The organism is Caballeronia sp. LZ001, assembly GCF_031450875.1.
Lineage (GTDB): Bacteria > Pseudomonadota > Gammaproteobacteria > Burkholderiales > Burkholderiaceae > Caballeronia.
In genome coordinates, this window is sequence record NZ_JARTVX010000003.1 from 759,672 (window position 1) to 780,490 (window position 20,819).

Genomic DNA, 20,819 nt, shown 5'->3' on the forward strand with positions numbered 1-20,819 from the left:
CATTGAACATGAACGACGCCGCCAAAACATCGACTCGCTCCGGATCGTCCGGCGAAGGGTTCGACCTCGGCAAAGTGCTGCTCGAAGGACGCGCGTTCTTCGCGCTGATCGCCATCATCATCATCTTTTCGTTTCTCTCGCCGAATTATTTCGCAGTAGAAAACTTCCTTACGATGGCCTCACACGTGGCTATCTACGGGATTCTCGCGATCGGCATGCTGCTCGTGATCATCAACGGCGGCATTGATTTGTCGGTGGGTTCGACGCTCGGGCTGTCGGGCGTCGTCGCGGGATTTTTCATGCAAGGCGTGACGCTCAACATGTTCGGGGTCGTCATGTACCCGTCGGTCTGGGTCGTGGTGGTGCTGTGCTGCGCGCTCGGCGCGTTCATCGGGCTCGTGAACGGCATTCTCATTGCGCGCTTCAAGGTGCCGGCTTTCGTCGCCACGCTCGGCGTGATGTACGTGGTGCGCGGTTTCGCCCTCCTCATGACCAATGGCCTCACGTACAACAACCTGGGCGGTCAGGCGGACCTGGGCAATACCGGTTTCGACTACCTGGGCTTCGACCGCTTGTTCAACGTGCCGGTGGGCGTGCTGATTCTCGCGATCATCGCGATTCTCGGCAGTATCGCGCTCAATCGCTCGGCCTTCGGGCGCTGGCTCTATGCGTCCGGCGGCAACGACCGCGCGGCGGAATTGTCGGGCGTGCCCGTGAAGCGCGTGCTGATCAGCGTGTACATGCTGTCGGGAATGTGCGCGGCTATCGCGGGACTGATTCTTTCGTCGCAGCTCACGTCCGCCGGGCCGACCGCTGGCACGACCTACGAACTGACGGCCATCGCGGCGGTCGTGATCGGCGGGGCATCGCTGATGGGCGGCACCGGCAACATTCGCGGCACGTTGCTCGGCGCGTTCGTGATCGGCTTTCTGTCCGACGGGCTCGTGATCATCGGCATCTCGTCTTACTGGCAAACGGTATTCACCGGCGCGGTCATCGTGCTCGCGGTGTTGCTCAACGCCATTCAATATCGCCGCAAGGTCAAGCGTCCGACGCCGACCGGCGGCCCACTGGCTTCTCCGCAAGGCGGCGGCAAGGCATAGCCCGACCTCCGGCACGCGAGAAGAATATCGAAGTCCTGCGCCAACACCAACCCAAGAAAGAGACACGCCATGACTATGAAGAGAAAGACCTTGATCCTTGCGGCCCTCGCCGTGGCTGCGCCCTTGTTTGCGAGCCAGGCTCAGGCGGCGGGCGGGCTGATCAGCATTATCGTCAACGATCCCGCCAATCCGTACTGGCTCGCCGAAGGCAACATCGCGGCGGCGGAAGCCAAGAAGCTGGGCTATAGCGCGAACGTGTCGGCGTCGAAAGGCGACACGAACACCGAAAGCCAGCAGATCGACACGGCCATCACCAACAAGTCGGTTGCGATCATTCTCGATCCGGCCAATGCGAGCGGCTCCGTCGGCGCCGTGAAGAAGGCGATTGCCGCGAACATTCCGGTGTTCCTCGTCAACGCGGAAATCAACCAGCCGGGGCTCGCGAAGGCGCAGCTCGTGTCGAACAACGCGCAAGGCGCGGCGCTCGGTGCTCAGCAATGGACGAAGGATGTCGGGTCGAAGGGCAACTATGTCGAATTGCTCGGCTCGCCTTCGGACAACAACGCCGCGACGCGTTCCAACGGCTACAAGTCGGTGCTCTCCCAGTATCCGGATCTGAAGATGGTCGGCTCGCAAGTGGCCAACTGGGATCGTACGCAAGGCTTCAATGCGACGCAGAGCCTGCTGCAGGCGCACCCGGATGTGATCGGCGTGATCAGCGGCAACGATGAAATGGCGCTCGGCGCGATTGCGGCGCTCAAGCAATCGGGCAAGCTGAAGAACGTAAAAGTCGGTGGTTTCGATGGCTCGCCGGCCGCGGTCGAGGCAGTGAAAGCGGGTGAGTTGCAGTACACCGTGCTGCAACCGGTCGCGGAGTTTTCCGCCAAGGCCGTGCAGGAAGCCGATCAGTTCCTGAAGACCGGCAAGACGGGCGCCGCCAGCGAAAAGCAGTTGTTCGACTGCGTGCTGATCACGAAGGCGAACGTGTCGAAATACACCGCGCCGTTCGTGCTTTCGAAGTGACCTAGCAGGCGTTTTCATCCGCGCGCCGGGCGGGCATGAGGCACGTCCGGCGCATGACGCGGCCTCATTTGCAAGACACACTGTCCGACAACCTAACCATGTCTGATACCCCGTTCTGGGTCGGCACGAGCTGGAAGATGAACAAGACCCTGGCGCAAGCGATCGCTTTCGCCGAGGGTTTGCTCGCGAGCCCTGACGACCCGCGAATCCAGTGCTTCGTGATTCCGCCGTTCACCGCGATTCGCGAAGTGAAGTCGATTCTCGCCGAGACCAATGTCAAGGTCGGCGCGCAAAACATGCATTGGGCCGAAGAGGGCGCGTGGACCGGCGAGATTTCCCCGCCGATGCTGGTCGATTGCGGCATGGATCTCGTCGAACTCGGCCATTCCGAACGGCGCGAGCACTTCGGTGAAACCGACGACACCGTCGGACGCAAGGTCGAGGCCGCCGTGCGTCACGGATTGACGCCGCTGATCTGCATTGGCGAAACGCTCGCCGACAAAGAGAGCGGGCGCGCTGCGGACGTGTTGGCCACCGAGGTGCGCGGCGCGTTGGCGCGTCTTTCTCCTGAACAACGAACGGCGCCGATTCTGCTCGCGTACGAGCCTGTATGGGCTATCGGCGAGAGCGGCATTCCGGCTAGTCCCGAATATGCGGATGCGCGTCAAGCCGAGATCAGCAAAGTGGCGGAGGAAACGCTCGGGCGAAGTATTCCCTGTTTGTACGGCGGCTCCGTCAATCCGGGCAACTGCGCGGAACTGGCCGCGTGCCCGCACATCGATGGGCTTTTCATCGGCCGTTCGGCGTGGAACGTGAGCGGCTATCTGGATATTTTCAAACGCGTCGGCGCGGTGCTTTGACTTGGCATGCGCCACCTGCATCGAACAATCAACGGAGATACTCATGAAGCTAGCAATTGGTGGAGACAGCGCCGGAGTGGGACTTGCACGCGTGCTGGCGGATTATTTGAAGGACCGCTTCGAGGTATTCGAGGTGTCGCACAATGAGGCGAGCCCGAACGAGTTTTACGCCAATCTCTCGGACCGCGTGGCCTCTGGTGTGATGAGCGGCGAATACGATCGCGCGATTCTCGTGTGCGGGACGGGCATCGGTGTGAGCATCTCGGCGAACAAGGTGCCGGGCATTCGCGCCGCGCTGTGCCACGATACTTATTCGGCGGAACGCGCGGCGCTTTCCAACAACGCGCAGATCATCACGATGGGCTCGCGCGTGATCGGACCTGAAGTCGCGAAGACCATCGCCGATTCGTTTCTCGCCAATACCTTCGACGAGAATGGACGCAGCGCGGGCAATGTGAAGGCGATCAACGAGCTCGACGACAAGTATCATCGCTAGGTAGTGCTCGCTAGACCCGTGCGCCGCGCTTGCGCACGGGGCGCGTCGACGTGTGAAAGCGGTCCTCGTTTTGCTCGATAGCCTGTCCGAGAAATTGCAGGAACATGCCCATCGCGACCGTGGTCGTCAGATCGGAGCGTTGATACAGGCAACTGGACGATTGCGCGCCCGCATCGGCGAGCGGCGTCCATGCGAGCTTGCCCCCGGCGACGTCTTCCGCGACATTCTCCGCAATCAGAAAGCCGATGCCGATGCCATCCGCCACCAGCCGGCGCACCATGGCGACCGAACTGGTTTCGACGAGCGGTCGCGCATTGCGCCGGTCGCGGTGATCGATTTGATCGACCATTGCGCGCAATTCGGTATCCGGCGACATCAGGATGAGCGGATAGCCAAGGCAGTCGCGTAGTCGCGGACGTCGCTGGAGTTTCGTGAGCGGATGTCCCGGTGGCGTGACCACGCCGAGGTGCTGCACATATGCGCGCACTTCCACGACGCCGGGCGGCGGCTTGCGACGCAGGCCGTAGCCAATGTCGGCCTCACCGGTCTCCACCCACTTCAAGATGTTTTCGCCGTTACCCGAACGCACGCTGTAGGTGACGCCCGGATAGCGCGTCATCGCGGCCTGAATCGCGCCGGGCACCAGATACTCCGCCGACGAAGGCGACACGGCCAGATTGACGTGTCCGCGCCGCAGCGAGCGCAAGTCCTCGACCTGAGTCATCGCGTTGTCGAAATCGCGCTGACCGCGCCGCACGGCCGCGATGATGATCTCGCCCGCCGTGGTGAGCTGCATGCCGCGCGGCAAGCGGTCGAAGAGCGGCGAGCCGACTTGTTCTTCCAGATTGAGGATCTGCTGATGCACCGCAGCCGCGGTCAGATGCAGCGATTCGGCCGCCTTGCGGATGGAACCGCGCCTGACGACTTCGTCGAAGCAACGGAAGGTCTGTGATATTGGACGCATGGCTTACCGTATGGATTTTTCTGACGACCCGTTTAAAACAATCAGGTTTTACTGACGCGTGGAATAGCCTAAATTTTGCTCCATCATCTTAACGGAGCAAACCGTGACTACCACCGTCGATCAAATCACCCAGCGTCGCCGTGGCGTCGGGCTCATAGCGCACGACCCGAACCTGTCCGCTGGCGGCTATACACTGATCGCGCCGCAAACGGCAGGCGGGCGCGTGTTTCTCGTCGATATGCGCGGCGAAGTCGTGCATGAATGGCAGATGCCGGTGCGCCCCGGCCGTCATGCGGTGATTCTCCCGAACGGCAATCTCGGTTACAACGGCAATCATGCGGATTCGGAAGATCGATATGCGCCTTGGTCGATGTGGCACGGCGGCGATTTCTACGAAGTATCGCCGGAGGGCGAGGTAGTGTGGCGGTACCAGGACCCGGCGCATCATCACGACGCGCAGTGGCTGCCGAACGGAAACCTGCTGTACGCCGCGTGCGCGCCGGTGCCCGCGGGTTTCGCCGATCGCGTGCCGGGCGGCACGGCGCATGGTCCGGACGAGCCCATGTTCGCGGACGTGATCCGCGAAGTGAATCGCGCGGGCGAACTCGTGTGGGAATGGAAAGCCTCTGAGCATCTCGATCCGAAAGACTTTCCTATCGCGCCGGGCTTCGGCCGTTATCACTGGCCGCTCGTGAACGGGCTCGGTGTGAATGCGCAAGGCGAGGTGCTGATGAGCTTACGCACCACGTCGGGCATTATCGCGGTCGACCGTCGAACGGGCCACGTGACCATGCATATCCCACCGGACGTGATTTCGCATCAGCATGCGCCGGTCGCGCTCGCCAACGGCAACATCCTCACGTTCGACAACGGCAACTTTCGCGCGGGCGAGCACGTGGCGTTCTCGCGTGTGCTGGAGATCGATCCGTCGACGCACGAAATCGTATGGTCTTACGCCGACGACATGGTCAACATGTTCTACAGCGCGTTCATGGGCAACGCGCAGCGGCTCGCGAACGGCAACACGCATATCACCGAATCGGCGACGGGGCGTCTTTTCGAAGTCACGCCCGCAGGCGAAGTGGTATGGGAATACGTGATTCCGTGGTTCGCCGAATACCCGGACGAAGCGGCCCGCAAGACAGGTCCGGGGCAATTGAACAGCGTCTTTCAAACCTTCCGCTACCGCCGCGAGCAATTGCCATGGTTGCCTGCTTGAGCGCCGTGCGCCGCGCGCTTCGAAACCATGGGGGTCTCGTGAAAGCTGAATCCGCCACGCATGATGTCGACGCGCGTTTGCCCGCATGGCAACTCGCGCTGTTCGGTCTGCAACATGTGCTGTCCATGGCCGCATCGCCCGTTACGGCGGTCTTTCTGATGTCGCGCATGTTGTCGCTGCCAGCCGAGATGACCGTGCATCTGATCGGCGCGACGTTCTTCGTGTGCGGCGCCGGCACGATCTTACAGTCGCTCGGCGCGGGGCCGGTGGGCGCGCGGCTGCCATTCGTGATGGTGCCGGGCGGCGCGCCCGCGATGCTCTTCGCCGTCATCGCGATGCAAACGGATCTGCGTACCGCGGCGGGCGCGGCGATCCTCACCAGTCTCTTCTACTGGATCGTGCTGCCGGTATTCGCGCGCTGTCTGCGCTTCTTTCCGCGCGTGGTCGTGGGCGCCATGCTGCTGCTCGTCTCGGTCAGTCTCACCCGGATTTACGCCGGAATCGTCGTCGGGCAGCCGGGGACGCCGGGCTTTGCGCGGCCCGAGGCGCTCGGACTTGCGCTGCTGACCATCGTGGCCACGCTCGCGGTCGCGCGTCTCTTCAAGGGCACGCTGGGCAGGCTCGCGGTGCTGCTGGGTCTTGTCATCGGCACGTTCGCCGCCTGGGCAATGGGTTCGATGTCCCTAAGCGGCCTCTGGAGCGGCCCACTCTTCACGTGGCCGATGCTATTGCCCTTCGGCATGCCGCGCTTCGACGTGCTGGCCGCGCTTCCCATGCTGATCTTCAGTGTCATTTCGATGGCCGAAGCCACTGGACAGACGGTTGCCGTCGGCGAGATCACGGGCAGGAAGATCGACGTTCGCCGCGACGTACCGCGCACGATTCGCGGCGATGCGCTCGCGTCGCTGATCGGCTCGTTGCTCGGCACGTCGCTCATCATCACGAGCGCGGAGAATATCGGCGTCGTGCAGACCACGCGTGTGCGGTCTCGCTACGTCACCGCGACGGCGGGCGTGATGCTGATGCTCATCGCGCTGTTCGTGCCGCTCGGACGCCTTGCCTACGCGATTCCGGCGCCCGTGGTCGGCGGCACCGCGCTGATCGTCTTCGCGATGATCGGGGTGATGGGGATCAACCTGCTCGGCAAGGTCGATCTGCACGCGCGCGGCAATCAGTACACGCTGGCTGCGGCGCTCGTCATGGGTCTGCTACCGATACTCGTGCCCAACGTCTATGCAGCGCTTCCCGGCTCGCTGCAGATCGTGATGGGTAACGGCATGGCGGCGGGCACGCTGACGGCGATCATCGTCAATCTCATATTCGGCGCGTGGCGTCTCGCGCCGGTGGAGAAGGTTCAGTCAACCTGATTTCCGGACTTTCGAGCTCAGGCAGTTCTCCTTCTAACGCTCCTCCCAGACAGCATGACAACAAAAATTCATCGCGCGACACTCGTCGCGGGTTTGACCACGCTCGTCGTTTCGCCGCTGGCATTTGCGCAAAGCAGCGTCACGTTATACGGCAGCATCGATTCGGGTATTGGATACGTGAGCAATTTGCGCGGCTCGTCGGCTTATATCGCGCAGCAAGGGACCTTGCAGGCGGACCGTTTCGGCTTTCAGGGGGTCGAGGACATCGGCGCGGGGCGCTCGGTGCTGTTCAGGCTCGAAAGCGGTTTTGTCACGACGACGGGTGCATCCGCCAGCAGCACGACGTTCTTCAATCGACAAGCCTATGTCGGAATGTCCGACGCGACGCTCGGCACGGTCACGCTCGGGCGTCAGACCGACTGGAACTTCGACTGGCTCGGCTCGGTTTCGACAGCGCAGTTGCTCGGTGATTTTTCCGCGTTTCATCCAGGCAATCTCGATGGTCTCGGCAGCACGCTTCCCGTGCAGTTATCGAGCACGGTCAAGTGGAAGAGCGCTGCATATCGCGGCCTGAGCGTCGGCGCGCTTTATGGATTTCCGGGCGCGTCGGCCAGCAATACCAACGGGCGGACGATCAGTTTCGGTGGGAACTATGCCAACGGTCCGCTCAAACTGGTGGCGGTGTATTCGGAGTACCGCGACCGGCTGCTGCCGCTATCAAGCGGGCTTGGGCTGACTTCGTTCGAAGGCCAGACGCTCGCGCCCGGCGCCACGTTCAATGCGAGCCAGGTGCGGGAGATGGGTATTGGTGGCTCGTACCGGTTCGAGCGCGTCACGCTGCATGCGCTCGCAACCGATATGCGCATCGCGTCCAAGGGCGGCAGCGAACATTTTCGCAGCATCGACGGCGGTGCGAATCTGCGCGTGACACCCGCGGAGGAAATCGGCGTGGGCGCATGGACGGCGACGCTCGGCGCGCGTCGCTGGACGCAATTCACAGCGGCCAATGTGTATTCGCTATCGAAGACAACCCAGCTTTATGCCGATGTGATGTTCGAAACGGCGGGCGGCGGCGCGGTGGCCAATACGCTTGGCATCGGGGCGGCTTCGGGTGGGAAGCAGGTGGTGTGTCTCGCCGGGATTCATCATCTGTTCTGACAATGATCGATCTTTCGGCAGCGTGAGGCCGCCGACGAAGTCAGCGACCCACGGCTTGCGCCGCATCATTGCAGTTTCCAGATTTGCGCCGCGATCTCGCCTTCGTCCTGGAAAGCATCGAGGATGGTTTCCAGACCCACGAACGGCACGTTATTCACGGTCAGGAAGAAGGCAAGCCGCCGGCCGCTCTTTGCATCGATATACCCCGCAAGCGCCTGTGACTTGAGAAGCGGCACGGGCGGTGTGGTGTTGCTCAAACCGCCATACGTGCCGGTCTTGGCGTAGACACGACCCTTGGCACCGGCTAGCGTCGGATCGGCCTCGAAGCCGGTGACGGTCGTGAGCGAGCCATCGACGCCGAGTACCGGCAAAGTATCGACGTATGTCGCATAGTCGGGCTTGAGCCGCATGGCGCGCAGCAGCGTGATGACAGCCTTCGCGTTCGCGGTGGTATCGCCGCCGCCGCTGCCGTCGATGAAGTGATACTGGTCCGGCGAAATGCCGAAGGTCGAAGACAGTTCGCCTTGTTCGGTCGTAAGCGCCGTGGCCATGGTGCGCGAGCCGTTCTTCGCCAGTCCGTATTGCATCAGCGTAATGTCCGCGCCGATGTTGTAGCTCACCTTGTTCACGAAACGCAGATCCTGCGCATACGGAGCGGCGGTGAGTTGGGCGATGCGTTGCGCGCTCGAATAAGAACCTTGAGGCGGCAAGGATGCAACCGGATTCGCCTTGACGGGCGCGGCCGTCACGGTCACGCCCGCGCGTGCGAGCGCTTCGATCAGCACCGTGCGCGCATACGTGGAGGGATCGGTGATGCGAAACGTCTGCACCAGCGGATACGCGCCGGTCAGCGCGGGCGGAACCCCCGCCGGCACCGTGCCGCTCACTTCGCCGACACAGGTAGCCTGGCCGATACAGTCGAGCGGCTCATCCGGGAATGCCTGATTGAGCACGACGGCAAAGTCCGACGTCGGCGCGCCCGTGGTGAGCGTCGATTGCACCGTGAACGCCGCCGACTGGGGCCGGTACACGAACGGCAGCAGCGCACCTTGCGCGCTTGCGCTGAAGGCGACATCCACGAGATCGTCGTTGACCAGGATCGGCGTCACGTTGAATTCATCGCGGAAGTCGAACGCGTCGAACAGACGATCGTCGATCACCACATCGCCATTGACCGTCTTGATGCCCGAGGCGGCGACCTGCGCGGCCAGCGCGTTGTAACCGGCGAGCGGATCGGGCGTGGTCAGTTGCGCGTTGCCGACACTATTGGCTTCGTTGTGATCGAACGCGGTGAGCGCGATCGTCCCGTCCGGATTCGCGCGACCGCCCATGGTGAGATCGCCGCTCGCGACGAGTACGAGATTGCCGGTGAGCGTGCCGTTTGCATCGACGGTGCCTTGCTTGTAGACCGGCGTCACCAGTCGATGCTGCGCACCGATGACGTCGAGCGCATTGGCTGTGGAGAAGAGCTTACGCACGGACGCGATGAACACCTGTGAGCCCGAGTCGAGATCGTAGATGACATGTCCGGAATCCAGATCGACGACCTGCATGGTCCACGTCGCGCCGCTGTACGCAGGCTTTTTCATCACCTGCATGATGGTGTCGGGCACCGTGGTATCGGTATGGTCCGAGCCGCCGCACGATGCCAGCAACACGGCGGACGCCAGCGCCATGCAGCGCGTGAGGGTCGGTTCCATCAAAGGCTTGATTGCCGAGCGGAAAGACATCATTGCGTCGTATCCTTTTTGGTTGTAGCGCAATGCGTTGAGAGTCGCCGCTTGGAGGAAGCATTTGACCGTACATCGGTCGCGGGTGATCAGGGCGGGGACGTTTTTTGCGGTGCCGATGCAAATATAAGTTAGGAAGGCGGGACTGACTACGTACTCCCATACACGAACTGTGCGATGACGAACAGAGACGCGGCTGTCGGAATGTTCTGTGGGAATGGAAACGACCGGGTGGCCAACACGTTCGCGTCGCGGTCAGGCGTTGCACGTGCCCCGACACCTTGCATGATCATTCCGCCAGGCTCCCGTCATGCTGAACCCGACTGCTCCACGCGCTTCGAACGCTTCGCCGCTGACGGTTTCGCAGCGAGTTTCGGCACAGCGTCCGGACTTGTCGCGACGAGCGCCCTAACGCCGGCAGCGGCAAATCTCACGATCTAAATACGTCGTTCGGCAGCCGGTCGTATCAAGTCTATTCGGCGAATATCGCGGATGGACACTACGAACCGGGGTTCAAGGCATCGCTCGGACTGAAGGATCTGCGACTCGCGTCTGAAGCCGCGCAAGAACTGGGCGCCGCGTTGCCGATGCTTGCCGCCGTCTATGAACGGATGACTGAAACCGTCGCGGCGGGATTGGGCGAGCGAGACTGGTCGGCCATGGCGAAAGTCACCATCGAGAAACCACGCACCGAGAAGTGAAGGGCGTCACTCAAGGCGCTTCCTGCTGCATGAGCGCTCCTTACCGTTGGATTCCGTCGACGTCCTGTAAGAGACTGCCGACGCTGCTCGCTGTCGATATGGCTCAGCGCATGCAACGAGCGCCGTAACCGCTAAAATTGCGGTTTTAGCCCGGAATACCTGCATGTCTTTTGCCTCGCTTGGCCTGATCGATCCGTTGCTGCGCAACCTGCAGAAGCTCAATTACCAGACACCCACGCCGGTGCAGGTCAAGGCGATTCCTGCTGTGCTCGGTGGCCAGGACGTCATGGCCGCCGCGCAGACCGGCACGGGCAAGACCGCGGGTTTTGCGCTGCCGCTGCTGCAACGGCTGGTGCAACACGGGCCGGCCGTGTCGAGCAATCGCGCGCGCGTTCTGGTTCTCGTGCCCACGCGCGAACTGGCTGAACAAGTGCTGCAAAGCTTTATCGATTACGGCGAAGGCCTCGACCTGCGATTCCTGGCCGCGTATGGCGGCGTGAGCATCAACCCGCAGATGATGGCCTTGCGCAAAGGCGTCGATGTGCTGGTTGCCACACCGGGCCGTTTGCTGGATCTGAATAGCCAAAATGCGGTGCAGTTCGATCGAGTACAGACCCTAGTGCTGGATGAAGCCGACCGCATGCTCGATCTGGGCTTCGCACGCGAACTCAACGCCGTGTTCGCTGCCTTGCCCGCAAAGCGCCAGACGCTGCTGTTCTCCGCCACGTTCTCCGATGAAATCCGCGCCATGGCCGCGAGCATTCTGCGCGACCCGGTCAACATCAGCGTCAGTCCGCCCAATGCCACGGCCAGCAATATCAAGCAGTGGGTGGTGACGGTGGATAAGAGGAACAAGCCTGAACTCTTCATGCATCTCGTGGCCGAGAACAAGTGGGAGCACGCGCTGGTGTTCGTCAAGACCCGTAATGGCGTCGACTATCTGGCGGCCATGCTGGATGAAGCAGGTTATTCGGTCGACACCATCCACGGCGACAAGCCGCAACCCGCGCGTTTGCGTGCACTCGAACGCTTCAAGACCGGCGAAGCCCATATGCTGGTCGCCACCGATGTGGCTGCGCGCGGACTGGATATCGACGACCTGCCTTTGGTCATCAACGTCGATCTGCCGATCGTGGCGCAAGACTATGTGCACCGCATTGGCCGCACCGGCCGCGCGGGCGCGAGCGGCGTGGCGGTGTCGCTCGTATGTGCCGATGAAGCGCCGCAACTTGCCGCGATCGAAGCGCTGATCCGGCAAACGCTGGTACGCCGGGAAGAACCAGGTTTCGAAGCCGAGCATCGCGTGCCGCAAACCAGCGCGACGGGCGAGATCGTCAAAAAACCTAAAAAGCCCAAAAAGCCGAAAGTGCCGCAGGTTACGCCGGGCGCGGCGCCGGTGCCCGGCAAGAAGTCGCGCCCGCAGGATGGTGAAAACAAGCGCAAGCCTGTGGCACAACAAGACACAGGATTGTCTGGCGTCAATCCGTTTAGCGTGAAGAAGCCGCGTAGTAAATCCGGCAACAAGCCAGCCGCGGTTGCAGGTAAGCCGGCTGGCGGGCGTGGCAAACGCTAGCCCTCGTCGGGGTGTGATCGGTCTCGCAATGCATCCGGACCGCCGGCCAGCGTTTTCCGCCTGTCACGTCCGCTCACTCCAACTCCACGCCCTTCAACTCCGGAATCAGCACGACAGTCGCGACGACATCGACGATATAGATACAGGCTAGCGCCGCGATGGCCGTGCCGAACGAGTAATAGCTCGCCACCGCGCCGATCGCGAGCGGTCCGAACCCGCCGACCGCGCGGCCGATGCTCCACAGCACATTCTGCGCCGTGCCGCGTGCATGAGTCGGATACAACTCGGCCATGAGCGCGCCATAGCCGCCCATCATGCCGTTCACGAACACGCCGACCACCATGCCGCCAATCAGTAGCGCCTCGGGCGTCGTCATGCGCGAGTAGACGAACACCATGACGAGCGCGCCCAACTGATAGATCACGAAGGTAGGCTTCCTGCCGATTCTGTCCGCGAGCTGCCCGAAGATCCAGATGCCGACCAGCATGCCGAGAATCGACGCCGCCGTCCATGTCGCCGACTTGGCGAGCGTGAAGCCGAACGCCTTCGTCAGATAGCCCGGCATCCAGATGATGAGACCGTAGTAGCCAAAGTTCTGCACCGAACACATGACGATCATGCCGATGCTGCGGCGTCGCGTTTCCCGATCGCGAAACAGCGTCTTGAGGGGAAATTCGTGCCGTCTCCTGATTGCTTTCTCGATGAAGATCTTCGGTTCGCCAATCGCCTTGCGGATGACGAACGACAACACGGCGGGCGCGAGTCCCACGAGAAACATGCCGCGCCACCCGATATGCGGTAACAATACCGGCGTCAGCAGCGCGGCGATCAGCACGCCGATCTGCCAGCCCATGCCGACATACGAGGAGACGCGTCCGCGCTTTTCGGCGGGCCACGCCTCGATGGCGAGCGCCATGCCGATACCGAACTCGCCGCCAAGTCCCAGGCCCGCCACGAAGCGATACGCTAGCAGGTCGTGGTATCCGGTCGCGAAAGCGCACAGACCGGTGAACAGCGCAAAGAGCAGAATGGTGTAAGTGAGCACGCGCACGCGGCCGAGATAATCGCTGAGTATCCCGAAGCCGATGCCACCCGCGACGCCGCCGACGAGCGTCCACGTAACGAGCGAGCCCGCTTGCGCGGAGCTGAGTCCGAGGTCCGCCGAGATGAGGCTCAGCATGAAGCCGAGGATCAGCAGGTCGAAGCCGTCCATGGCGTAGCCGGAAATCGATGCGACGAGCGCGCGCACGTGCGGCGGTCCGAATATCGATTTGTCCATGGCGCTTTGTGGCGAGCTGCCGTAAGACGCCGGCCGTGCCGACGCCGATGCATCTTGCGTGATGTCGTCGTTCATGTGTGGTCTCCCCGTGGACGCCTTAATTGAGCGCGTCCGGATCGTGCGGCAGCGGCGCGCCCGCGCCGGTGCGCTCGACGATCAGCCCGTAATGTTCCGGCCGCCGATGCTTCGCGAAGTTGAAGACGTGCTCGCGGAACGTGTCGCCAAGCGCGAGATCGACGTTCGCGAAGATCACCTCGTCGTCTTCGCTCATGCTTTGCGCGGCGATCTCGCCCGAAGGCGCGACAATCACCGAGCCGCCGATCATATGAAAGCCGTCTTCCTTGCCGCATTTGGCGGCGGCGGCAATCCACATCGCATTCTGATAAGCGCTCGCCTGCAACGTGACGAGATGGGTATGCATGCGCAAATGGACCGGTTCGGGCCAGTGAATGTTCTCGGACGGCGTGTTGTAGCCGAGCACGCCGAGTTCCGCGCCTTGCAGCGACATCGCGCGCCATGTTTCCGGCCAGCGGCGGTCGTTGCAGATACACATGCCGAGGCGCGCGCCCATCGTGTCGACGACAGGAAAACCCGAGTTGCCCACCGCGAAAAACTTCTTCTCCAGATGCTGGAAAGGCGCGTCCGGCTTGTGCTCCGAATGCCCCGGCAAATGCGTCTTGCGATACTTCGCGACGATCTTGCCGCTGTCATCGACGATGATCGACGTATTGAAGCGCTCGCCTTGCACCGTCAGTTCCGCATAGCCGAGATAGAAGCCGATGCCCGCGTCGCGCGCGGCGTCGAAGAGCGGCTGTACGTCGGGATTCGGCATCGATCGCTCGAAGAAGCGTTCCATGGCCGCTTCCTCGCTCATCCAGTAGCGCGGAAAAAAAGTGGTGAGCGCGAGCTCCGGGAACACGACCAGCTTTGCACTGCGCGCCTTCGCTTCGTACAGCATGGCGACGAGCCGCTCGGCGACCGCCCGACGGTCATCCGCGAGATGGACCGGTCCCATTTGCGCGACGGCCAGGCCGATTTTGCGTGACTTGCTCATGACTTCCTCTTTTGTTCCGGGTGTTGATGTTCGGGGTATCCGAAAGACGGGTGGAGAGCGCCTGTCCCGGCGTCGGCAAGCGCGCGGAAAAACCGGCCGCTCGCGGAGACTTCGCGCGTGGCCTGATAGGGCAACGGCGTCGAGCGTGCAATGAAGCGGCCGCTGCCGGGTTCGGCATGAAAGCCGGCGTCATCGACGATCACGCGGCCCGCGCTCACCACCGTGTGCGGCCAGCCCGTTACCTTCGTCCCCTCGTAGGGCGTGTAGCCCACGCGATCGTGCAATGCGGAGGCTGTCAGCACGACTTCATGGTGTGGGTCCCAAACCGCCATGTCCGCATCCGCGCCCGCTTCGACCAGCCCTTTGCGCGGCGCGATGCCGTACATGCGCGCATGATTCGTCGAACTCAGCGCGACGAATTCAGGCAACGTCATGCGCCCCCTGTGAACGCCTTCGGAGAACAGCAGCGGCAGGCGCACTTCGAGTCCGGGCATGCCGTTGGCCATCTGCTTGAACGTGGTGGCTTCGCCATGCGGCAGCTTGCCGGATTCGTCGAAGCGATACGGCGCATGATCCGACGACACCGTCTGCAACACGCCCGCCTTCAGCGCCGTCCACAAGGCTTGCTGAGCGTTCGCGTCACGCAGCGGCGGGCTGCAGCAATACTTCGCGCCTTCGACGCCGGGAAGGTCCATCGCGTCTTCGGTGAGCAGCAGATAGTGCGGACAAGTTTCGCCGTACACTTGTGCGCCCATGCGCTGCGCCGCGCCGATGGTCGCGAGCGCGTCCTGCGCGGACACGTGAACGATGAGCACGGGCGCGTCGAAAAGCCTGGCGAGCTGGATCACGCGATTCGTCGCTTCGGATTCCGCCAGCGCCACGTGACTCGTCGCGTGGTACTTCGGCGCGGTGCGGCCGCTTTCGAGCAGCTTTTGCGAGACCCAGCGGATCACGTCGTTGTTTTCGGCATGCACCATCACGAGCGCGCGTTCGCGTGCGGCGAGAGCCAGCACGTCGAGCATCTGGTAGTCGTCGATCTTCAATTGATCGTAGGTCATGTAGACCTTGAACGACGTGATGCCCCGGCGAATCTGCTCGACGAGATCTTCCTGAAGCGTGCGGTGGTCCGTCTCAGAGACAATCAAGTGATAGCTATAGTCGATCACCGACTTTGCCCGCGCGAGCGCCGCGTAGTCGTCGGCCACTTGTTTGAGCGATTGTCCGCGATGCTGCGCGGCGAACGGCACGATCATAGTGGTGCCGCCGTGGGCCGCCGCGACGCTTGCGGAGTACCAGTCGTCGGCGCCCATGATTCCCATGCCCGAGCGTTGCTCGACGTGACAGTGCGTGTCGATACCGCCCGGCAGCACGTAGCGTCCGGTCGCGTCGATATCGCGTTTGCCTGCGGGCAGGCCGCGCGCCACTTCGACGATCCGGTCGCCGACCACGCCGACGTCCGCCTCGAAGACTGCCTCGTCCGACGCGACGAGTCCATGACGTATGGTCAGATCAAACTGCTGCATGTCTTTTGTCCGCTTGAGAATTCAGAGGTGTTGGTTCGCTCGCGCGCGGCGAGCCACCAGTCGACGCTTGCACGGGCGAGCGCTTCGGTCGGGTCGATTGCGGGTACGTCGAGCGCAACGCCCGCCAGCGCCACCGGAATTTCCGTGCACGCCATGAGCAACGCGTCGGCGCCGCGATCGATCAGTGCATGAGCGGCGCTTTTGAGCCACGCGCGCGCTTCGTCGATTCTCCCGCCTTTCACGGCGGCGATTGCGCCCATGATCTGCGTCGTCTGCGACATCTGACCCGGTTCGATCGCGTCTATGCCGCTTGCAGCCAGTTGATCGTGATAGATGCGCGCTTTGAGCGTCGCTGTCGTCGCGAGCATGCCGACTCGCCGCGCACCGGGGCACGTCACCGCAAGCGCTCGAAGCGCTGCCTCGCCGATATGCAGCACCGGCCGCGTCGTCTCCTGCGCGAGCCGCTCGTGCCAGACATGCGCCGTATTGCAAGGAATCGCGATGGCCGCGCAACCGGCCGCTTCGAGCGTGCGCAGGCCGTCAAGCAGATGCGGCCAAGGCGCGTCCGATCCCGCGAGAAAGGCCGTGCTGCGATCGGGTACTTGCGGCACGTTATGCACGATGACCGGCATATGCTCTTGATCGGACGCGGCGGGCGTCGCCTGAATCAGCTTGACGAGAAAGTCGGCGGTGGCGAGCGGCCCCATGCCGCCAAGCACACCGAGACGCGGAAGCGCAATGAGCGCGGCGTTCATGTCGGACGCCATGGGTCCTGCCGCTCGCGACAGATGGCGAAGGCGAGCGAGGCGGCCGTCGAGCACGGATCGATTACCGGCACGCCGAGCGCCGCTTCGATATCGGCGCGAAGCGGCGTCATGCCCGCGCAGCCGAGCACGATGACATCGGCGCCATCTTCGTCACACAGCGCGCGGCCGGTCGCGATGAGCTTGTCGAGCGCGGCGTCTCGGTTGCCCGATTCGGCCACGCCAAGATTCACGGCGCGTTCTCCCGCGACCGTCTGTGCGATGCGCGCCGCATGATAAGACCGCCAGTGACGCGGCATGCCGTGCGTGCTCGCCGCGATCACGCCGATGCGCGACCCGCGCGCAAGCGCGACGCCCATGACCGCGGCACCGATGCCGAGCACCGGCTGTTGCGTGAGTTCGCGCGCGGCGTGCAAGCCGGGATCGCTGTAGCACGCGATGACGAACGCACTCGCCGACGCTTCATGCCGCGCGACGTACTCGGCCACGGCGACGGCGGCGCGGTCGGCATCGCGCTGGGTTTCGATGCCGCCGTCGACCGCGAAAAGCGTCTCGAAGCAAACGGGCGCGTCGTCCGCGCCTCGAAGCGCGCACACGGTCTTTTCGATCTCGCGCGTGACGGTGGCGAGACCGTTCGGATTCAGGAAATGGATAAGCTTGGGCATGGCTCGGATCGACTCTCTTCGCGGGGCTCGACTAGAACGAACCATAGCAACGTCGATATTCGCCGTGAAATAGTTCAAATTTCGTATCCCATAGACGCGCTGCATGGATTCGTCGCGCGGCGGTGCCCGCGCTACACTGCGGGCGGTTCACTTACATCCGAAAGCGGCGGCGCGGCAACATGACGGCGCGATGAACAACGACCAAGCCCATGAATTACGACGAGGAAATTCCCAACACGCGCACCATGAGCCTGCGGCAGATTGAAGTATTCCGCGCGATCATGATGACGGGTTCCATCAGCGAGGCCGCGCGTTCGCTGTATGTGGCGCAGCCCTCCGTGAGCCGTGTCTTGCAGGTGACGGAAAGCCGACTCGGGTTCTTGCTCTTCGAACGCATGCGCGGCCGGCTCTATCCGACGCCCGAGGCAAAACGTATCTTCGACGAAGTCATGCGCGCGTATGAAGGCATCGAGCGCGTCGATAATCTCGTCCGTTCTCTCGCCGACGGCACGAGCGGCAAGCTCAACATCGTATGCAGCCCGAGTCTCGGCGTGCATCTCGTGCCGCTCGCCATTGCACGATTCCACGCCGAATTCCAGCAGTTGCCCATTCAGTTCGAACCGCTCACGCACAACCATCTCGTGCCTCGCGTGCTGTTCGGCAAGAACTGCATCGGCGTATCGATGTTCGCCGTCGAGCACCCGAACCTCGTCACCATGCCGATTGCAAGCGGACGGCTTCTCTGTGTCGCGAAAAAAGGCGCGCTGGCCCGGCGGCGTGCGCTCGACCCGAAACAGGTCGCCGCCATGCCGTGGATCGATTACGAGCACGACACGCCGCTCGGGCGGATCGTCGGGCACGTGTTCAGGAACGAGCGTCGGCCGGAGCCGGTCGTGCGCGTGCGCTCGGCCATCAGCGCCTGCACGCTCGCGAGGGAAGGCGTCGGCGTCGCGGTGGTCGATCCGTTCTGCATCGATTCCGCCATGCGAGACCTGCTCGATGTCGTGCCGTTGCGTGCCGAAGCCGAGCATCGGCTGACCGCGAGTCTCATCTATTCGCACGTCGAGCCGCTGTCGAACGCGGCCCGGCGCTTCGTCGAGATCCTGCGCGACGTGCTGAACGCGCATGGCGTCAGCCGTTCGACGTAGCTTTGTCATCGCCATTGGCGATGGTGCCTTGCCAAATGACCACGTCCAAGCAAGCCGGCCTGATGCAAGATGCTTCTCAAACAGCCACCGACAACAAAACTGCACCGCGCCTGACGAGGCGGTCATTTGACGGAGCGAGACGAAGCAATGCAACTCGATCAGCTTAGCGCGGGTCCACGCACGCTTTACGACAAGATCTGGGACAGCCACCGCGTGATGTCCCGCGACGACGGGCAGGATCTTCTCTACATCGATCGTCATTACATTCACGATGTCACCGCGCAGTCCTTCGACCTGTTGCGCCAGCGCGGGCTCAAGCCGCGTTCGCCCGAGCGCATTTTCGGCACGCCGGATCACTACGTTTCCAGCACGGCGAACGATATTGCGGCGGTGACCGACCTCGAACGGCGCGCCATGATCGAGTCGCTGCAACGCGACGCCAACGAATCGCGCATCACCCTGTTCGACATGAACGACACGCGGCGCGGCATCGTCCACGTGGTCGGGCCGGAGCAGGGCCTGAGTCTGCCCGGCATGACCGTCGTTTGCGCCGACAGCCACACGTCCACGCATGGCGCGGTGGGCGCGCTGGCCTTCGGTATCGGCGCCACCGAAGTGGCTCACGTGCTCGCCACGCAATGCCTGTGGCAGCGCAAGTCGCGCAACATGCGTATTACGCTCGACGGCATGCCAGGTTCGGGCGTCACCGCGAAGGACCTGATTCTCGCGGTCATCGCGCGAATCGGCGTGGCTGGCGCGACGGGACACGTGATCGAATATGCCGGCTCCGCCATCGCCGGCTTGTCGATGGAAGGGCGATTGACGCTCTGCAACATGACCATCGAGGCGGGCGGTCGCGCCGGCATTATCGCCCCGGACGAAACCACCTTCGCTTATCTCGCCGGACGGCACTACGCGCCCACGGGCGACCGGTGGCAAAGGGCGCTCGCGTATTGGCGCGGCTTGTTCACGGACCCAGGCGCGGTGTTCGATCGCGAAGTGCTTATCGACGTGACCGAGATCGTCCCGATGGTCACATGGGGCACCACGCCCGGCTATGCCTGCGCCATCGACGGCCGCGTACCGGACCCCATGGAGCAGCCCGATCCCGACCTGCGCGCGGCGATGTCGCGTGCGCTCGACTACATGGGCCTCGCGGCGAACGAGTCGCTCGAAGGCGTCGCGATCGACCGGGTGTTCATCGGCTCGTGCACCAACGGGCGCATCGAGGACATGCGCAGCGCGGCGGAAGTGGCGCGCGGCCGTCATATCGCGCCAAGCGTGGAAGCGTGGGTCGTGCCGGGTTCGCATGAAGTGCGTGCGCAGGCGGAAGCGGAAGGGCTCGACCGCATCTTCATGGAAGCGGGTTTTCAGTGGCGCTATCCCGGCTGTTCGATGTGTCTCGCGACCAACGGCGATATTGCCGAACCCGGCCAGCGCTGCGCTTCGACATCCAACCGGAATTTCGTGGGCCGTCAGGGACCCGGCGTGCGCACGCATCTGATGAGCCCGGCGATGGCGGCCGCCGCGGCGGTGACCGGACGTCTCACCGATGTCCGCCGTCTCCTGGGAGTGTGAACATGGAACGACTGGAGTACCTCGATGCAGTCGCGGCGCCGATCGTCGCGATCAACTGCGATACCGACCAGATTCTGCCCGCGCGCTATCTGCAAAAACCCCGCTCCGACGACTTCGGCCAGTTCCTGTTTCGTGCGCTGCGCTTCGATGCAAATGGCGCGGAACGTCCCGACTTCCTGCTCAACCAGGCACCTTTGCGGGAGTCGCGCATCGTCGTGGCCAACCATAACTTCGGTTGCGGTTCGTCGCGCGAGCATGCGGTCTGGGCGCTCTATGACTACGGCATCCGCGCGGCGATTGCACCGAGCTTCGGCGACATCTTTTTCATCAACTGCCTGAAGAACGGACTGCTGCCGATCGTGTTGCCCGAGGCCGTGGTGCTGCCGCTGCTCGATAGGTTGTCGGAGAGTCCGGGCAGCCGTATCGCCATCGACTTGCCCGCGCAGACCGTCACCTTGCCCGACGGGTCCTCGCACGCGTTCGAGCTGGAGCCCTTCGCCAAGGATTGCCTGTTGCGCGGCATGGACGAGATCGACTACACGCTTTCGCATCTGGACCGCATCGTGGCATTCGAGCGCGACCGTGCCGAAACCTTTTGACGGCGCGCACACGGC

The 20,819-nt window shown here is 63.1% G+C and carries 18 protein-coding genes and 1 pseudogene; 12 read left to right on the forward strand and 7 right to left on the reverse strand.

Going from position 1 to position 20,819, the window contains the following annotated elements; genetic code table 11:
• The first annotated feature begins 8 nt into the window (after nt 1–8).
• The 4 genes from P9292_RS07905 (at nt 9) to P9292_RS07920 (ending at nt 3,482) form a co-directional block, all read left to right on the forward strand.
• Entirely contained in the window at nt 9–1,103 is a 1,095-nt protein-coding gene (locus P9292_RS07905) for an ABC transporter permease (protein ID WP_244830432.1), read from the forward strand.
• A gap of 69 nt (nt 1,104–1,172) precedes the next feature.
• Nucleotides 1,173–2,126 carry a D-ribose ABC transporter substrate-binding protein gene (locus P9292_RS07910; protein ID WP_244830431.1) on the forward strand — a complete coding sequence of 318 codons (954 nt, stop codon included), beginning with the start codon at nt 1,173–1,175 and terminating at the stop codon, nt 2,124–2,126.
• Between the two features lie 98 nt (nt 2,127–2,224).
• On the forward strand, nt 2,225–2,986 hold the full coding sequence (locus tag P9292_RS07915; protein ID WP_309958503.1) for a triose-phosphate isomerase: 762 nt from the start codon (nt 2,225–2,227) through the stop codon (nt 2,984–2,986).
• A gap of 43 nt (nt 2,987–3,029) precedes the next feature.
• On the forward strand, nt 3,030–3,482 hold the full coding sequence (locus P9292_RS07920) for an RpiB/LacA/LacB family sugar-phosphate isomerase (protein WP_309958504.1): 453 nt from the start codon (nt 3,030–3,032) through the stop codon (nt 3,480–3,482).
• Nucleotides 3,483–3,492: 10 nt separating this feature from the next.
• On the opposite strand, the gene P9292_RS07925 is transcribed toward P9292_RS07920, so the two are convergent.
• Nucleotides 3,493–4,446, reverse strand: a complete 954-nt coding sequence (locus tag P9292_RS07925) for a LysR family transcriptional regulator (protein WP_309958505.1) — start codon at nt 4,444–4,446, stop codon at nt 3,493–3,495.
• Between the two features lie 103 nt (nt 4,447–4,549).
• Between P9292_RS07925 and P9292_RS07930 the strand changes: the two genes are divergently transcribed.
• Genes P9292_RS07930 through P9292_RS07940 form a run of 3 tightly spaced genes read left to right on the forward strand, consistent with a single transcriptional unit; the run spans nt 4,550 to nt 8,190 of the window.
• On the forward strand, nt 4,550–5,665 hold the full coding sequence (locus P9292_RS07930; RefSeq protein ID WP_309958506.1) for an aryl-sulfate sulfotransferase: 1,116 nt from the start codon (nt 4,550–4,552) through the stop codon (nt 5,663–5,665).
• Between the two features lie 38 nt (nt 5,666–5,703).
• On the forward strand, nt 5,704–7,032 hold the full coding sequence (locus P9292_RS07935; protein WP_309958507.1) for a uracil-xanthine permease family protein: 1,329 nt from the start codon (nt 5,704–5,706) through the stop codon (nt 7,030–7,032).
• A 54-nt stretch (nt 7,033–7,086) separates the two neighbouring features.
• Complete coding sequence (locus tag P9292_RS07940) at nt 7,087–8,190, forward strand: porin (RefSeq protein WP_309958508.1); 1,104 nt, start codon at nt 7,087–7,089, stop codon at nt 8,188–8,190.
• Between the two features lie 65 nt (nt 8,191–8,255).
• Here the strand turns inward: P9292_RS07940 and dacB are convergent, their stop codons facing one another.
• Nucleotides 8,256–9,923: a D-alanyl-D-alanine carboxypeptidase/D-alanyl-D-alanine-endopeptidase gene (gene dacB, locus P9292_RS07945; RefSeq protein ID WP_309958509.1), complete on the reverse strand. Its 1,668-nt coding sequence runs from the start codon at nt 9,921–9,923 to the stop codon at nt 8,256–8,258.
• 449 nt (nt 9,924–10,372) lie between these two features.
• On the opposite strand from dacB, the pseudogene P9292_RS07950 reads away from it, so the two are divergent.
• A pseudogene (locus tag P9292_RS07950) lies at nt 10,373–10,621 on the forward strand (NAD-binding protein); the annotation flags it as partial.
• Between the two features lie 163 nt (nt 10,622–10,784).
• On the forward strand, nt 10,785–12,194 hold the full coding sequence (locus P9292_RS07955) for a DEAD/DEAH box helicase (RefSeq protein WP_309958510.1): 1,410 nt from the start codon (nt 10,785–10,787) through the stop codon (nt 12,192–12,194).
• A gap of 73 nt (nt 12,195–12,267) precedes the next feature.
• Here P9292_RS07955 and P9292_RS07960 read toward each other — a convergent pair whose 3' ends face one another.
• From P9292_RS07960 to P9292_RS07980, 5 genes are all read right to left on the reverse strand, one after another.
• Nucleotides 12,268–13,473, reverse strand: a complete 1,206-nt coding sequence (locus P9292_RS07960; protein WP_250468365.1) for an MFS transporter — start codon at nt 13,471–13,473, stop codon at nt 12,268–12,270.
• Nucleotides 13,474–13,570: 97 nt separating this feature from the next.
• Nucleotides 13,571–14,527: an N-carbamoyl-D-amino-acid hydrolase gene (locus tag P9292_RS07965; RefSeq protein WP_309958511.1), complete on the reverse strand. Its 957-nt coding sequence runs from the start codon at nt 14,525–14,527 to the stop codon at nt 13,571–13,573.
• Nucleotides 14,524–16,050, reverse strand: coding sequence for a dihydropyrimidinase (gene hydA, locus P9292_RS07970; protein ID WP_309958512.1), 1,527 nt, complete (start codon nt 16,048–16,050; stop codon nt 14,524–14,526). The genes P9292_RS07965 and hydA overlap by 4 nt, the downstream gene beginning before the upstream one ends.
• The gene (locus tag P9292_RS07975; RefSeq protein ID WP_309958513.1) at nt 16,032–16,805 is read right to left on the reverse strand and encodes an amino acid racemase; all 774 of its coding nucleotides are present in this window, start codon (nt 16,803–16,805) and stop codon (nt 16,032–16,034) included. The genes hydA and P9292_RS07975 overlap by 19 nt, the downstream gene beginning before the upstream one ends.
• Nucleotides 16,802–17,479, reverse strand: a complete 678-nt coding sequence (locus tag P9292_RS07980; protein WP_250511230.1) for an aspartate/glutamate racemase family protein — start codon at nt 17,477–17,479, stop codon at nt 16,802–16,804. Before P9292_RS07980 ends, P9292_RS07975 begins: the two co-directional genes overlap by 4 nt.
• 209 nt (nt 17,480–17,688) lie before the next feature.
• Here P9292_RS07980 and P9292_RS07985 point away from each other — a divergent pair, with 209 nt between their 5' ends.
• From P9292_RS07985 to leuD, 3 genes are all read left to right on the forward strand, one after another.
• Nucleotides 17,689–18,627: a LysR substrate-binding domain-containing protein gene (locus tag P9292_RS07985; RefSeq protein WP_250494751.1), complete on the forward strand. Its 939-nt coding sequence runs from the start codon at nt 17,689–17,691 to the stop codon at nt 18,625–18,627.
• 147 nt (nt 18,628–18,774) lie between these two features.
• Nucleotides 18,775–20,205, forward strand: a complete 1,431-nt coding sequence (gene leuC, locus P9292_RS07990) for a 3-isopropylmalate dehydratase large subunit (RefSeq protein ID WP_309958514.1) — start codon at nt 18,775–18,777, stop codon at nt 20,203–20,205.
• Nucleotides 20,206–20,207: 2 nt separating this feature from the next.
• Nucleotides 20,208–20,804 (forward strand): 3-isopropylmalate dehydratase small subunit, encoded by a 597-nt coding sequence (gene leuD, locus P9292_RS07995; protein ID WP_244830405.1) that lies wholly within the window; start codon nt 20,208–20,210, stop codon nt 20,802–20,804.
• Nucleotides 20,805–20,819: the final 15 nt, after the last annotated feature.